The sequence below is a fragment of the Pseudomonas putida genome (assembly GCF_028682475.1).
Taxonomy (GTDB): domain Bacteria; phylum Pseudomonadota; class Gammaproteobacteria; order Pseudomonadales; family Pseudomonadaceae; genus Aquipseudomonas; species Aquipseudomonas putida_AG.
Map to the genome: position 1 here is coordinate 1 of NZ_JANHLE010000055.1, position 13,945 is coordinate 13,945.

Below are 13,945 nucleotides of genomic sequence, written 5' to 3' on the forward strand. Positions count from 1 at the left end.
CGATCAGGCGGATCGGGCCCATCAACCGATCACGCTCCCGGGGCGTCAGGTCTGCCAGCCACAAGGGCGTGATACGGGGGTCGTAATAGCGAAAAAAAGCCTTGGCATCGCCCTCGAAGCGGGCGTGAATCAGGCTGCGCAGGTGTTGCACTACCGCCGCCTCATTGACCTCGGATTCCAGCCAGATACCCGCCGTCGTACTCCACTCTTGGCTAAAGGCATGCGCCAGCGGGCTGTTCGCCACGACCGGCAGCAACACCGGGCTCACCGTTAACAGGGCGCTGTACGCGGTCTGTTGATACAGCAATTGATACGCCGTACTGCCGGCAAGCTCGAACAGGCGATTCGGCAGGTTGTCGATCAAGGCGCCATCGAGCAGCAAATACGCCTGACTCATGGGTTCGACTCCGCTAGTTTTTGACAGGCGGCACAGTGGGGTACAGAAGGGAAAAGTAATGCGAAGTGCGCAGCAAGGGTCGGTGCGAACATGCGCTTGTCCTTAAGCTGAAAAGTGGCAGCAGAGCGCGATGCCCATGTCATCGCCTGGGCCGGCTCAAATTTCAGCGCACGCTAACAAGGTGGCAAAGGGATTGATGCAGGAAGCTTCCTACGTTGGTGTGTGAATATTCGTTTTCTTGCACTGCAGTGACAACCTGCGAGAGTGACTTAGGATCTGTATGAAGTACGGCAGCAACGCCAGGTACGGTAAGGCGTCTGGGGAGGCGCGTTGTTCTTGGCTGTCGAGCTGGTAGCAGTTGTGGGGCAAGCCCGCTCCTACTGGTGGAAGCGAACGTGCCCTGCGATTGGCAGCTCAGGCCACAGGTCAGAGACCAGAAACACCCGCTGCACTTCCTCCCAATCGCCATCGAGACCTTCCACCAAGCGCACCAGCAGCTGTGCCGGTGCCAGCGGATCAAGCCCCAGCAGCCAGGCACTGAAGCGCTCCTGGCGCCAACGCTCTTCAGGCACGCAGCGCGCCGGCGCCAGCCAGGCCTGGCGCGGCAATGGCTGCCAGCAGCCATGATGGTGTTCGACGAAGGCTGGCCAATCCCGCTGATGCAACCACTGTCCACGCAAGTGCTGGGGGTGTGAGCCCTCAGGCGAGTCGGCATGGCCGGGCCAGGGATAAAACAGATAGCCTGCAAGCCAGAGTTGGGCACTGAACTGCTCGATATCCAGTGCCGCCAACGCCTCGCGGCTTTCTGCGCGGGCGGAAATCGGCAGTTGATGATCGGCCAGGTGCGCAAGTTTGCGGTCCAGGCGGTCGTGGCAGCCCGGGCCCAGCCAGTGCGCCGGGTCCTTGCCATCGCCGTCCGGTGGCCCCAGGTAGAGCTTGATGGCCAGCTCCTGGTGGTGCACGCCTTCAGCATCGCGCAGCAGAATATCCAGCTCACCCAGGGTGTGGCCGCCGCTGCGGATTGGTAAATTGGCGGCCAGCAACTCGACCCCTGGCACCTGCTGCAAGGCAAACTGCCAGAGACGTTCGTAGTACAGGCCCAGGCGCCGGGTTGCGGTCTGCGCCAGCCAGTGATCCAGCGCATGGCTGTCCCTGTCCAGGGCGTACAGCCACTGCTGCAGCCGTTCGGGATGCGCGACCCAGTCACTGGCAGCCAGCGGATGACGCTGGGGCCAGGGCGTGTCGCGCAGCATCGGCGGCGCGAGGATGACCCAGGCCAGGTCGCGCACCTGAGGCTGGCGCAACTGGCGGGGCAGGTCGATCAGGCCGGGAAAAGGGTTCATCCAGCGAGCATAGCCGCTAAGCCCCAGGCCTTGGCGATTTTCTCCAGTGTTTGCCGCTACCCGGCGCTTTCGCCCATAATCGACTCTTTGGCGAGTCCCGCCTCTTTACCCGCTGTAGCGCCTAGCAGGAGCCCCATGGAGCAATTTCGCAATATCGGTATCATCGGCCGCCTCGGTAGTTCGCAGGTGCTCGATACTATTCGCCGACTGAAAAAATTCCTGCTGGAACGGCATCTGCACGTCATCCTCGAAGACACCATCGCTGAAGTCCTGCCCGGTCACGGCCTGCAGACTTCTTCGCGCAAGCTGCTGGGTGAGGTCTGCGACCTGGTCATCGTCGTTGGCGGTGATGGCAGCCTGCTTGGCGCCGCCCGCGCCCTGGCCAAGCACAACACCCCGGTGCTGGGGATCAACCGCGGCAGCCTGGGCTTTCTCACCGATATCCGCCCGGACGAGCTGGAAGTGAAAGTCGCCGAAGTACTCGACGGCCATTACCTGGTGGAAAACCGCTTCCTGCTCCAGGCCGAAGTGCGTCGGCATGCCGAAGCCATCGGCCAGGGCGATGCGCTCAACGATGTGGTGCTGCACCCGGGCAAGTCGACGCGGATGATCGAGTTCGAGATCTACATCGATGGCCAGTTTGTCTGTAGCCAGAAGGCCGACGGCCTGATCGTCGCCACTCCGACCGGCTCGACCGCCTATGCGCTGTCGGCGGGCGGGCCGATCATGCACCCTAAACTGGATGCCATCGTCATTGTGCCGATGTACCCGCACACCCTGTCGGGGCGACCGATTGTGGTCGACGGCAACAGTGAGCTGAAGATCGTGGTGTCCAAGGACCTGCAGATCTACCCGCAGATTTCCTGTGACGGCCAGAACCACTTCACCTGCGCCCCCGGCGACACCATCACGGTGAACAAGAAGCCGCAGAAGCTGCGCCTGATCCATCCTCTGGATCACAATTACTACGAGGTCTGCCGGACCAAACTCGGTTGGGGCAGCCGCCTGGGTGGTGGAGGCGAGTGATGCTCGATCCGGCCCGTAGTTACGACCTGATTGGTGACGTGCACGGCTGTGCGCACACCCTCGAACGCCTGCTCGATGCCCTCGGCTACAAACGCCAGGGCGGGGTCTGGCGCCATGCCCAGCGTCAGGCGCTGTTCCTCGGCGACATCATCGACCGGGGCCCGCGGATTCGCGAGGCGTTGCATATCGTCCATGACATGGTCGATGCCGGTCAGGCCCGCTGCATCATGGGCAATCATGAGTACAACGCCCTGGGCTGGAACACCCCGGCCTTGCCCGAAACGGGCAAGCAGTTCGTGCGTGAACACAATCCGCGCCACGGCAGGCTGATCTACGAAACCCTGACCCAGTTCGAGCAGCATCCGGGTGACTGGCATGATTTTCTCGAATGGTTCTACGAGTTACCGCTGTTTCTCGATGCCGGGCGCTTTCGCCTGGTTCACGCCTGCTGGGACCATCGCTTGATCGATGCGCTACGCCAGCAACATCCCGACGGCTGCATCGACGAGCATTTCATCCAGGCCTCAGGGGTGTCCGACAGTTTTGCCGCGACGGTCTGCAACCGCTTGCTGCGGGGCACCGACATGCGCCTGCCGGACGGTCTGACCCTGACCGGCGGCGACGGCCTGACCCGCGCCTTCTTCCGCACCAAGTTCTGGGAAGAAGACCCGCAGACCTACGGCGATATCGTCTTCCAGCCCGACGCCTTGCCCGAGAAGGTTGCCAGTACGCCGTTGAGCCACACGCAGAAGAACGCCTTGCTGCGCTACGGCGAAGACGAGCCGATGCTGTTCGTCGGCCATTACTGGCGCAGCGGCAAACCGGCACCGATCCGTTCCAACCTGGCCTGCCTGGATTACAGCGCAGTGCTCTACGGCAAACTGGTCGCTTACCGTCTCGATGATGAAACCCGAATCGACCCGCGCAAGTTCGTCTGGGTCGATGTCGACCGGCCGGAGGCCAGCCAATGAGTGCAGTGGTGGTGTTACGCATGCCTTTGAACACTGACCTCAGCGGCTTTGTCGGCTTGCTGCGGCGTTTGCAGGTGCCGCACCGGGTCAGCGAGGAGGGCGGCGATCAAGTGCTGTGGGTGGCGGAAAACCTCGCCGAGGACGTGCGCGAGCTGTACCAGCGCTTTCCCGAGGGCGATGCCGATTTCCAGCTGCCTGCCGAAGCCGCCCTGAAGCCGCCAGCACGGCCGGGATTCGCCGAACAGTTGCGCGCCAGCAAGGCCACGGCCGTGGTGTTGTTGCTGTGCCTGATCGTCGCCGGCCTGACCGGTCTTGGTGACAACTTTGCCACCCTGAGCTGGCTGACCTTCCTCGATTTTCGCGTACAGGGCGACTACCTGTACTTCACCCCGCTGGCCGCGAGCCTGGCCGACGGCCAATGGTGGCGTCTGTTCACGCCGATGCTGGTGCACTTCGGCATCCTCCACCTGGCCATGAACGCCCTGTGGTACTGGGAACTGGGGCGGCGTATCGAGCTGCGCCAGGGGCCCTGGTCGTTGCTCAGCCTGACTCTGCTGTTCAGCCTGGTATCCAATGCCGCGCAATATCTGTTCGGCGGGCCGAGCCTGTTCGGCGGCCTGTCGGGGGTGCTCTACGGCTTGCTCGGGCACATCTGGCTGTACCAGTGGCTGGCGCCCAACCCGGTGTATCGAATGCCGCGCGGGGTGCTGGTGATGATGCTGGTCTGGCTGCTGCTGTGCCTGTCCGGACTGGTCAGCCTGCTGGGCTTCGGCCAGATCGCCAACGCCGCCCACGTCGGCGGGTTGTTGGTCGGTTGCCTCAGCGGGCTCTTGGGCGGGGCGCTGGCCCGGCGTAAACTTACGGCTTGATTTGGGAGACGCTATGTCCACTTTTGCGCAAATGATCGAGAACATCACCCCGGAAATCTACCAGAGCCTGAAACTGGCTGTGGAACTGGGCAAATGGGCGGATGGGCGCAAGCTCACCACCGAGCAGAAAGAACTGTCGCTGCAGGCGGTGATCGCCTGGGAGATGCAGAACCTGCCGGAAGAGCAGCGTACCGGTTACATGGGCCCGCAAGAATGCAGCTCGAAGTCGGCGCCGGTCGCCAACATCCTGTTCAAGTCGGACGCGATCCATTGATCGAACTTGGCCGCGGCTCCATCAGTAAAATGTCGGCACGTCTCGACGCGCCTGTGGTGCAGTACGCTTTTCGCCTGGGCGAGCAGGAAGTACCGGTCAACCCCTTGATCGGCAAGACCCTGCGCCTGGAATACCTCGGTGCCATCCATTGCACTCACTGCGGTCGCAAGACCAAGACCAGCTTCAGCCAGGGTTACTGCTACCCGTGCATGACCAAGCTGGCGCAGTGCGACGTGTGCATCATGGCTCCGGAAAAATGCCACTACGACCAGGGCACCTGCCGCGAACCCTCCTGGGGCGAGCAGTTCTGCATGACCGATCATGTGGTCTACCTGGCTAACTCCTCGGGCATCAAGGTCGGCATCACCCGCGCCAGCCAGCTGCCCACCCGCTGGCTCGACCAGGGCGCCAGCCAGGCGTTGCCGATCGTGCGGGTCGCCACCCGCCAGCAGTCGGGGCTGGTCGAAGACCTGTTCCGCAGCCAGGTGGCCGACCGTACCAACTGGCGGGCGCTGCTCAAGGGCGATGCCGAGGCGGTCGACCTGCTGGCGGTGCGCGATCAGCTGTTCGACAGTTGTGCCGAGGGCTTCAGTGCCTTGCAGACGCGCTTCGGCCTGCAGGCCATTCAGCCGCTGAGCGATGCCGAAGTCGTGGAAATCCGCTACCCGGTCGAGGCCTATCCAAGCAAGATCGTCAGCTTCAACCTGGACAAGAACCCGGTGGCTGAAGGCACGCTGCTGGGCATCAAGGGCCAGTACCTGATCTTCGACACCGGTGTGATCAATATTCGCAAGTACACGGCGTACCAGCTCGCCGTGCATCAGTAAAAAGGACCGCCACATGCGTACCGAACAGCCGCAAGTGATCTACCTCAAGGACTATCAGGCGCCCGAGTACCTGATCGACGAGACGCACCTGACCTTCGAACTGTTCGAGGACCACAGCCTGGTCCACGCGCAGCTGGTCATGCGCCGCAACCCCGCCCGTGGCGCCGGTCTGCCGCCGCTGGTACTCGATGGCCAGCAGCTGGAGCTGCTCAGCGTTGCGCTGGACGACCAGGCCCTGAGCGCTGACGACTACCAGCTCGATGGCAGCCACCTGAGCGTGCAGCCCAAGGCGGCGACCTTCACCCTCGACACCAGCGTGAAGATCCACCCGGAAAGCAACACCGCGCTGGAAGGCCTGTACAAGTCCGGCAGCATGTTCTGCACCCAGTGCGAGGCCGAAGGTTTCCGCAAGATCACCTACTACCTCGACCGCCCGGATGTGATGAGCAAGTTCACCACCACGGTGATCGCCGAACAGCATCGCTATCCGGTACTGCTGTCCAACGGCAACCCGGTCGGCAGCGGGCCGCAGGACGATGGCCGGCACTGGGCGACCTGGGAAGACCCGTTCATGAAACCGGCCTACCTGTTTGCCCTGGTCGCCGGTGACCTGTGGTGTGTCGAAGACAAGTTCACCCGTCAGTCGGGCCGTGACGTGACCCTGCGTATCTATGTCGAGCCGGAAAACATCGACAAATGCCAGCACGCCATGACCAGCCTGAAGAAGTCCATGCGCTGGGACGAAGAGGTGTATGGTCGCGAGTACGACCTGGACATCTTCATGATTGTCGCGGTCAACGACTTCAACATGGGCGCCATGGAAAACAAGGGCCTGAACATCTTCAACTCCAGCTGTGTACTGGCCCGCGCCGAAACCGCGACCGACGCCGCGCACCAGCGGGTCGAGGCGGTGGTCGCGCACGAATACTTCCACAACTGGTCGGGCAACCGCGTGACCTGCCGCGACTGGTTCCAGCTGTCGCTCAAGGAAGGCTTCACCGTGTTCCGCGATTCGGAATTCAGTGCCGACATGAACTCGCGCACGGTCAAGCGCATCGAGGACGTGGCCTATCTGCGTACCCACCAGTTCGCCGAAGACGCCGGCCCCATGGCCCACGCCGTGCGCCCGGACAGCTTTATCGAGATTTCCAACTTCTACACCCTGACCGTCTACGAGAAGGGCTCGGAAGTGGTGCGCATGGTGCGTACCTTGCTGGGGGCTGAAGGTTTCCGCAAAGGCAGCGACCTGTACTTTGAACGGCATGACGGTCAGGCGGTGACCTGCGATGACTTCATCAAGGCCATGGAAGACGCCAACGGCGTCGACCTGACCCAGTTCAAGCGCTGGTACAGCCAGGCCGGTACCCCGCGTCTGGCGGTCAGCGAGTCTTACGACAGCGCTGCGCAGACCTACAGCCTGACCTTCCGCCAGAGCTACCCGGCAACCCCGGACAAGGTCGAGAAAAAGCCGTTCGTGATCCCGGTCGAACTCGGCCTGCTCGATGCCCAGGGCAACGACATCGCCCTGCGTCTGCAAGGTGAAGCGGCGGCTGCTGGCACCTCGCGCGTATTGTCGGTGACTGAAGCTGAACAGACCTTCACCTTCACCTTCGTCGACGTCGCCGCCAAGCCGCTGCCGTCGCTGTTGCGCGGCTTCAGTGCGCCGGTGAAGCTGAGCTTCCCTTACGATCGCGACCAACTGATGTTCCTCATGCAGCATGACAGCGACGGCTTCAACCGTTGGGAAGCCGGCCAGCAATTGTCGGTGCAGGTGCTGCAGGAACTGATCGCCCAGCATCAGCAGGGCAGTGCGCTGGTGCTCGACCAGCGTCTGGTCACGGCGTTGGGCACAGTACTGGCCAACGAGCAGCTGGACCAGGCCATGGTCGCCGAGATGCTCTCGCTGCCAAGCGAAGCCTACCTCACCGAAATCAGCGAAGTGGCGGATGTCGATGCCATCCACGCGGCCCGTGAGTTCGCCCGCAAGCAGATCGCCGATCAGCTGTTCGACGCCCTGTATGCGCGCTACCAGGCTAACCGTGACCTGTCGCGCACGACCGAGTACGTCGCCGCGGCCGAGCATTTCGCTCGGCGCAGCCTGCAGAACATCGCCCTGTCGTACCTGATGCTCAGTGGCAAGCCTGCGGTGCTGGTCGCGACCCAGGAGCAGTTCGATGCCTGTGACAACATGACCGAGCGTCTTACCGCGCTGGCCGTGCTGGTCAACTCGCCGTTCGAGGCCGAGCGGGGCAAGGCGCTGGAAGTCTTCGCGGAAAACTTCAAAGACAACCCGCTGGTCATGGACCAATGGTTCAGCGTCCAGGCGGCCAGCACCCTGCCGGGTGGCCTGGCGCGGGTCAAGGCGCTGATGCAGCACCCGGCGTTCACCCTGAAGAACCCGAACAAGGTGCGTGCCTTGATCGGTGCTTTCGCCGGGCAGAACCTGGTCAACTTCCATGCAGCCGATGGCTCCGGCTATCGCTTCCTGGCCGATCTGGTGATCGAGCTCAACGCCCTCAACCCGCAGATCGCCTCGCGTCAGCTGGCACCGCTGACCCGCTGGCGCAAGTACGATGCGGCGCGTCAGGCGCTGATGAAGGCCGAGCTGGAGCGCATTCTGGCATCGGGTTCGCTGTCCAGCGATGTGTACGAAGTCGTGAGCAAGAGCCTGGCCTGACGGTCTGATCGCGGGGCAAGCCCGCTCCCACCGGTGTAGCTGAACCTGTGGGAGCGGGCTTGCCCCGCGATGATTTTTCCCGCTTAACAAAAGATAACGTCCCGTTCGTTGTCAGCCCTTCGCAAACCCCGATAGGATGGCTTTCAGCTTTTGCGGGGCTCTGGAACACGGTTTCTCCCAGCACCTGCAAATAGATTGACCCAAATAACAATAATCGGGGGACAGATCTATGACCGAGCCGTACATGGCAGGTCCCGGTTGCGCAGCGCGCGCACGACCAGGGGTATTGGCCGCCAGCGCAGTGCTGGTATTGGCAATGGGGCTGTGGGCCAGCACGGTCGAGGCGGCAGCCTCCGAAGCGCAGGTTTACTCCACCGAATCGGCCAAAGCCGAAAAAAGCCTGTTGCTCGACGTGACCCGTGCAGGTGCACGACTGGTCGCCGTTGGCGATCGCGGTCATATTCTCTTCTCCGATGACCAGGGCAAGTCCTGGACCCAATCCAAGGTGCCGACCCGGCAATTGCTCACGGCGGTGTATTTTGTCGATGACAAGCACGGCTGGGCGGTCGGTCATGACGCACAGATTCTCGTCAGCACTGATGGTGGCGTGACCTGGACCAAGCAATTCGAAGACCTCAAGCGCGAAGCGCCGCTGCTGGATGTCTGGTTCAAGGACGCCGGGCACGGCTTTGCCGTGGGCGCCTACGGTGCATTGCTGGAAACCACCGACGGTGGCAAACAGTGGAGCGACGTTGCCGATCGCCTGGATAACGAAGACCAGCTCCACCTCAACGGCATTGCGCAAGTGAAGGACGCCGGCCTGTTCATCGTCGGCGAGCAGGGCAGCATGTTCCGCTCCAGCGACGACGGCCAGACCTGGGAGAAGCTCGAAGGCCCTTACCAGGGTTCGCTGTTCGGTGTAATCGGCACTGCCCAGCCACGCACACTGCTGGCGTATGGATTGCGCGGCAACCTCTACCGCTCCACGGATTTCGGCGACAGCTGGCAGCAGATCGAATTGAAAGCCGCCCGCGGCGCCCTCGAATTCGGCCTGGCAAGCGCTACGCTTCTCGAAGATGGCAGCCTGGTGTTGGTCGGCAATGGCGGCAGCGTCCTGCGCAGCAGCGACGACGGCCAGACGTTCAGCGTTTACAACCGCGCCGATCGCATCGCCCTGGCGGGTGTCAGCGGCAGAAACGGTGAAGGCCTGGTGCTGGTCGGTCAGGGCGGTGTGCACCTGGCCTCGGCCCAGGGTGCCGAAGGAGTGCAGCCATGAGCCAGCAGGAGCAGTTCAACATGAATCAGCAGCAACACCATCAGGACAAGGCGACGCTGCTTGAACGCCTGATTTTCAACAATCGTCCGGTGGTGATCCTCATCTGCCTGCTGGTCAGTGTGTTCCTGTTCTGGCAGGCCACGCAGATCCGTCCTTCGACCAGCTTCGAGAAGATGATTCCGCTCGAGCACCCCTTCATCGAGAAGATGCTCGAACACCGCAACGACCTGGCCAACCTCGGCAATACCGTGCGCATCTCGGTAGAAGCCACCGATGGCGATATCTTCAGCAAGGACTACATGGAGACCTTGCGCCAGATTCACGACGAGGTCTTCTACATTCCCGGTGTCGACCGCTCCGGGCTCAAGTCGCTGTGGAGCCCCAGCGTGCGCTGGACCGAGGTCACCGAAGAGGGCTTTGCCGGCGGCGAAGTCATTCCCAATACCTACGACGGTTCGGCCGACAGCCTCGATCAACTGCGCAACAACGTGCTCAAATCCGGGCAGGTCGGGCGGCTGGTGGGCAATAACTTCAAGTCGAGCATCATTGATGTGCCGCTGCTGGAGTCCTACCCGGATCCACAGGACCAGAGCAAGCTGATCAAGCTCGACTACCAGCAGTTCTCCCATCAGCTGGAAGAAAAGATCCGCGACAAGTTCCAGGCGCAGAACCCCCATGTGAAGGTGCACATCGTTGGCTTTGCCAAGAAAGTCGGTGACCTGATCGACGGCCTGGTCATGGTGGCAATGTTCTTCGGTATCGCCCTGGTGATCACCTGGATCCTGCTGTACTGGTTCACCTGGTGTATCCGCAGCACCATCGCCGTGCTGATCACCACCCTGGTGGCGGTAGTCTGGCAACTGGGGCTGATGCACGCGGTAGGCTTCGGGCTCGATCCGTATTCGATGCTGGTGCCGTTCCTGATCTTCGCCATCGGTATCTCCCACGGCGTGCAGAAGATCAACGGTATCGCCCTGCAATCGAGCGAGGCCGAGAACGCCCTGACCGCTGCCCGGCGTACCTTCCGCCAGTTGTTCCTGCCGGGGATGATTGCGATTCTGGCTGACGCCGTGGGCTTCATCACCTTGCTGATCATCGACATCGGGGTGATCCGCGAGCTGGCCATCGGCGCTTCGATCGGCGTGGCGGTGATCGTGTTCACCAACCTGATCCTGTTGCCGGTAGCGATTTCCTATGTCGGCATCAGCAAGAAGGCCATCGCGCGCAGCAAGAAAGACGCGACCCGCGAGCATCCGTTCTGGCGCTTGCTGTCGAATTTTGCCAGCGCCAAAGTTGCGCCGGTGTCCATCGTTCTGGCCTTGTTGGCCTTCAGTGGCGGCCTCTGGTACAGCCAGAACCTGAAGATCGGCGACCTCGACCAGGGCGCGCCGGAACTGCGTCCGGATTCGCGCTACAACAAGGACAACAGCTTCATCATCAACAACTACTCGACCAGTTCCGACGTGCTGGTGGTGATGGTCAAGACCCCGACCGAGGGCTGCTCGATCTACTCGACCATGGCGCCGATCGACGAGCTGATGTGGAAGATGGAGAACACCCCGGGCGTGCAGTCGGCGATTTCCCTGGTCACTGTGTCCAAGCAGATGATCAAGGGCATGAACGAAGGCAACCTGAAATGGGAAAGCCTGTCGCGTAACCCGGATGTGCTCAACAGCTCGATCTCCCGCGCCGACGGCCTGTACAACGCCGACTGCTCGCTGGCGCCGGTGCTGGTGTTCCTCAACGACCACAAGGCCGAGACCCTCGATCGTGCGGTCAAAGCGGTGCAGGAGTTTGCTGATACCCACAACAAGGAAGGCCTGGAGTTCCTCCTCGCGGCGGGTAACGCCGGTATCGAGGCGGCCACCAACGAAGTGATCAAGTCGGCCGAGCTGACCATCCTGATCCTGGTGTACATCTGTGTGGCGGTGATGTGCATGATCACCTTCCGCTCCTTTGCCGCGACCCTGTGCATTGTGTTGCCGCTGGTACTGACCTCGGTGCTGGGTAACGCGTTGATGGCGTTCATGGGCATCGGCGTCAAGGTTGCGACCTTGCCGGTGGTGGCGCTGGGTGTCGGTATCGGTGTCGACTACGGTATCTACATCTACAGCCGTCTGGAAAGCTTCCTGCGTGCCGGGTTGCCGTTGCAGGAGGCCTACTACCAGACCCTCAAGTCCACCGGTAAAGCAGTACTGTTCACCGGTCTGTGCCTGGCCATCGGTGTCTGCACCTGGATCTTCTCGGCGATCAAGTTCCAGGCGGACATGGGCCTGATGCTGACCTTCATGCTGTTGTGGAACATGTTCGGCGCCCTGTGGCTGTTGCCAGCACTGGCGCGGTTCCTGATCAAGCCGGAGAAAATGGTCGGTAAGGCGGGAGGTTCGATTTTCGCCCATTGATAGATGCTAATCGCGGGGCAAGCCCGCTCCCACCAGGCTATGAGGTTCAGCCGGTGGGAGCGGGCTTGCCCCGCGATGCTTTCAGGTATCATGCGTTCTTTGCCTGACGATACCTTCCAGATGACAACCCTTTCCCAAGTCCTGCAGTCCTGCGACATGCTCCTGATCGACGGCCTGCACGCCTTCGACTTCACCTTCGACGACACCGGTCTGCACATCGAGTGCATGGACGGCCGGGCCCTGAAGAAGTGGTCTTTCACGCCCGAGCAGATCGCCGCCGCCCGTGCAGACGGTGGGGATTGGCTGATCGCTGCCGACAGCGCCGAGCATCGACTAGTCTGTATGAGTGCCTTTCGCGCCCCGGACGAGGATGACGATGAAACGCCAGCTGAAGACCCTGCTGATCGCTAGTGCCATGAGCGTGTTTGCTACCGCCCACGGCTCGCAGTTGCTGGTGGGCAGTTACACCGATGGCGCCAGCGAAGGGCTCTACCGTTACGCGTTCAACAGTGACAGCGGCCAGATCGACGCCAAGCCGTTGCAGGTACTCAAGAGTGAAAACCCTTCCTGGCTGACCCTGTCGGTCGACAATCGCCTGCTGTTCGCGGTCAACGAGAACGGGGCGGGTAACGGCCAGGCCAGCAGTTTTTCCGTCAGTGCCAAAGACGGCAGCCTCAAAGCCCTCAACCAGGTCAGTAGTGCCGGCGACGAGCCGACCCACGCCAGCCTCAGCCATGACCAGCGCTACCTGTTCGTGGCCAACTACGGTGTCCAGCCGACCCCCGGTGGCAGCCTCAGCGTGTTGCCGGTGGCCAAGGACGGCAAGCTGGCGGCTTCGGTGCAGCAGGACCAGCACAAGGCCAGCGGCGCCAACCCGCAGCGCCAGGCGGGTCCACATGTGCATTCGGTAGTGTCTTCGCCCGACGGGCACTACGTGTTTGCCAGCGATCTGGGCGCCGACAAGGTGTTCATCTATCGCTATGACGGCGCCAGTCCCAAGCATCCGCTGAGTCCGGCGGATCCGGCGGCTGTCGATCTGCCACCCGGGAGCGGGCCGCGGCATCTGCTGTTCAGCAGCGATGGCAAGCAGGCCTACCTGACCCTGGAGATGAGCGCGCAAGTGGTGGTCTTCGCCCATCAGGACGGCAAGCTGGAGGAGCTTCAGCGCCTGCCGCTGACCGAGCAGAACGACGCTTCGGCCAAGGCCGCAGGCGCCTTGCACCTGTCGGCTGACGGGCGTTTTCTGTATGTCAGCAACCGCGGTACGGCCAACGAGTTGCTGGTGTTTGCTGTGGATGAAGACAGCGGCAAGTTGATGCAGGTGCAGCGCCGCAGTGTCGAGGGTGATCATCCGCGGGAGTTCACCATCGATCCGTCTGGCAAGTTCCTGCTGGTGGCCAACCAGAAAAGCAACGAGATCGTGGTGATCCGCCGCGATCCACGCAGCGGCATGCTCGGTGAGACGCTGCAGAAGCTGCCTCAGGACGCGCCATCGGACCTCAAGTTCATCGACTGACTATCAACCGCCTTGATAATCGCTACTGCTGCAATGAATTTCTGTGCGCCGCGCCAGCGGCGTAAGTTTGGACCACGGCCTGCAACGGCCACTTCAAACCACAGACTTCGAGGTCAGCGCCATGAACTTCAATCTCTTCCCAGTCATCGCCGCTTCTGCCATTTCTGCTTCGGTTGCCCTGCCTGCTCACGCGCAGGTGGAAATCAGCGAGCGTAAATCCTCCACCCTCAGCTACACCCAGAAATACCTGCAACAAAGCGCCAACTTCTATGCCGCGCTGGACCACAAGTCGCAGCACTGAGGCGTGTAAATATTCTGGCATTGGCATATCGCCATACTTTATTGAGGTTTGTCCTCTGGCAGTGTG

13 protein-coding genes are annotated in these 13,945 nt (G+C 61.9%); 11 read left to right on the plus strand and 2 right to left on the minus strand.

Annotated features, from left to right (window positions below; translation table 11 throughout):
* Together NPS47_RS24760 and NPS47_RS24765 are read right to left on the minus strand one after the other, a co-directional pair.
* On the minus strand, positions 1-397 hold a 397-nt coding region (locus NPS47_RS24760), incomplete at its 3' end, for a DUF4123 domain-containing protein (protein ID WP_274297358.1).
* A gap of 377 nt (positions 398-774) precedes the next feature.
* Entirely contained in the window at positions 775-1,740 is a 966-nt protein-coding gene (locus tag NPS47_RS24765; RefSeq protein WP_274297359.1) for a DUF1853 family protein, read from the minus strand.
* Positions 1,741-1,875: 135 nt separating this feature from the next.
* Here NPS47_RS24765 and NPS47_RS24770 point away from each other — a divergent pair, with 135 nt between their 5' ends.
* From NPS47_RS24770 to NPS47_RS24820, 11 genes are all read left to right on the plus strand, one after another.
* Positions 1,876-2,766, plus strand: coding sequence for an NAD(+) kinase (locus NPS47_RS24770; protein WP_107022970.1), 891 nt, complete (start codon positions 1,876-1,878; stop codon positions 2,764-2,766).
* Entirely contained in the window at positions 2,766-3,737 is a 972-nt protein-coding gene (locus NPS47_RS24775) for a metallophosphoesterase (protein WP_274297360.1), read from the plus strand. The genes NPS47_RS24770 and NPS47_RS24775 overlap by 1 nt, the downstream gene beginning before the upstream one ends.
* Positions 3,734-4,606: a rhomboid family intramembrane serine protease gene (locus tag NPS47_RS24780; RefSeq protein WP_274297361.1), complete on the plus strand. Its 873-nt coding sequence runs from the start codon at positions 3,734-3,736 to the stop codon at positions 4,604-4,606. The genes NPS47_RS24775 and NPS47_RS24780 overlap by 4 nt, the downstream gene beginning before the upstream one ends.
* A 13-nt stretch (positions 4,607-4,619) precedes the next feature.
* Complete coding sequence (locus tag NPS47_RS24785) at positions 4,620-4,880, plus strand: YeaC family protein (RefSeq protein ID WP_274297362.1); 261 nt, start codon at positions 4,620-4,622, stop codon at positions 4,878-4,880.
* Entirely contained in the window at positions 4,877-5,707 is an 831-nt protein-coding gene (locus NPS47_RS24790; protein ID WP_274297367.1) for a DUF2797 domain-containing protein, read from the plus strand. The genes NPS47_RS24785 and NPS47_RS24790 overlap by 4 nt, the downstream gene beginning before the upstream one ends.
* Positions 5,708-5,720: 13 nt before the next feature.
* Entirely contained in the window at positions 5,721-8,384 is a 2,664-nt protein-coding gene (pepN, locus tag NPS47_RS24795; RefSeq protein ID WP_274297363.1) for an aminopeptidase N, read from the plus strand.
* 229 nt (positions 8,385-8,613) lie between these two features.
* Entirely contained in the window at positions 8,614-9,660 is a 1,047-nt protein-coding gene (locus NPS47_RS24800; RefSeq protein ID WP_274297364.1) for a WD40/YVTN/BNR-like repeat-containing protein, read from the plus strand.
* A gap of 20 nt (positions 9,661-9,680) precedes the next feature.
* Positions 9,681-12,062 (plus strand): efflux RND transporter permease subunit, encoded by a 2,382-nt coding sequence (locus NPS47_RS24805; RefSeq protein WP_274297368.1) that lies wholly within the window; start codon positions 9,681-9,683, stop codon positions 12,060-12,062.
* 120 nt (positions 12,063-12,182) lie between these two features.
* Entirely contained in the window at positions 12,183-12,473 is a 291-nt protein-coding gene (locus NPS47_RS24810; protein ID WP_274297365.1) for a DUF5629 family protein, read from the plus strand.
* Positions 12,439-13,578, plus strand: a complete 1,140-nt coding sequence (locus tag NPS47_RS24815; RefSeq protein ID WP_274297366.1) for a lactonase family protein — start codon at positions 12,439-12,441, stop codon at positions 13,576-13,578. Before NPS47_RS24810 ends, NPS47_RS24815 begins: the two co-directional genes overlap by 35 nt.
* Before the next feature lie 121 nt (positions 13,579-13,699).
* Entirely contained in the window at positions 13,700-13,879 is a 180-nt protein-coding gene (locus tag NPS47_RS24820; protein WP_038616324.1) for a hypothetical protein, read from the plus strand.
* The last annotated feature ends 66 nt before the right edge of the window (positions 13,880-13,945 follow it).

Coding starts and splice junctions, on each gene's coding strand:
- NPS47_RS24800 (WP_274297364.1), top strand. CDS start 8,614: ATGACCGAGCCGTACATGGCAGGTCCCGGTTGCGCAGCGCGCGCACGA.
- pepN (WP_274297363.1), top strand. CDS start 5,721: ATGCGTACCGAACAGCCGCAAGTGATCTACCTCAAGGACTATCAGGCG.
- NPS47_RS24815 (WP_274297366.1), top strand. CDS start 12,439: ATGAAACGCCAGCTGAAGACCCTGCTGATCGCTAGTGCCATGAGCGTG.
- NPS47_RS24780 (WP_274297361.1), top strand. CDS start 3,734: ATGAGTGCAGTGGTGGTGTTACGCATGCCTTTGAACACTGACCTCAGC.
- NPS47_RS24770 (WP_107022970.1), top strand. CDS start 1,876: ATGGAGCAATTTCGCAATATCGGTATCATCGGCCGCCTCGGTAGTTCG.
- NPS47_RS24765 (WP_274297359.1), bottom strand. CDS start 1,740: ATGAACCCTTTTCCCGGCCTGATCGACCTGCCCCGCCAGTTGCGCCAG.
- NPS47_RS24785 (WP_274297362.1), top strand. CDS start 4,620: ATGTCCACTTTTGCGCAAATGATCGAGAACATCACCCCGGAAATCTAC.
- NPS47_RS24820 (WP_038616324.1), top strand. CDS start 13,700: ATGAACTTCAATCTCTTCCCAGTCATCGCCGCTTCTGCCATTTCTGCT.
- NPS47_RS24775 (WP_274297360.1), top strand. CDS start 2,766: ATGCTCGATCCGGCCCGTAGTTACGACCTGATTGGTGACGTGCACGGC.
- NPS47_RS24810 (WP_274297365.1), top strand. CDS start 12,183: ATGACAACCCTTTCCCAAGTCCTGCAGTCCTGCGACATGCTCCTGATC.
- NPS47_RS24805 (WP_274297368.1), top strand. CDS start 9,681: ATGAATCAGCAGCAACACCATCAGGACAAGGCGACGCTGCTTGAACGC.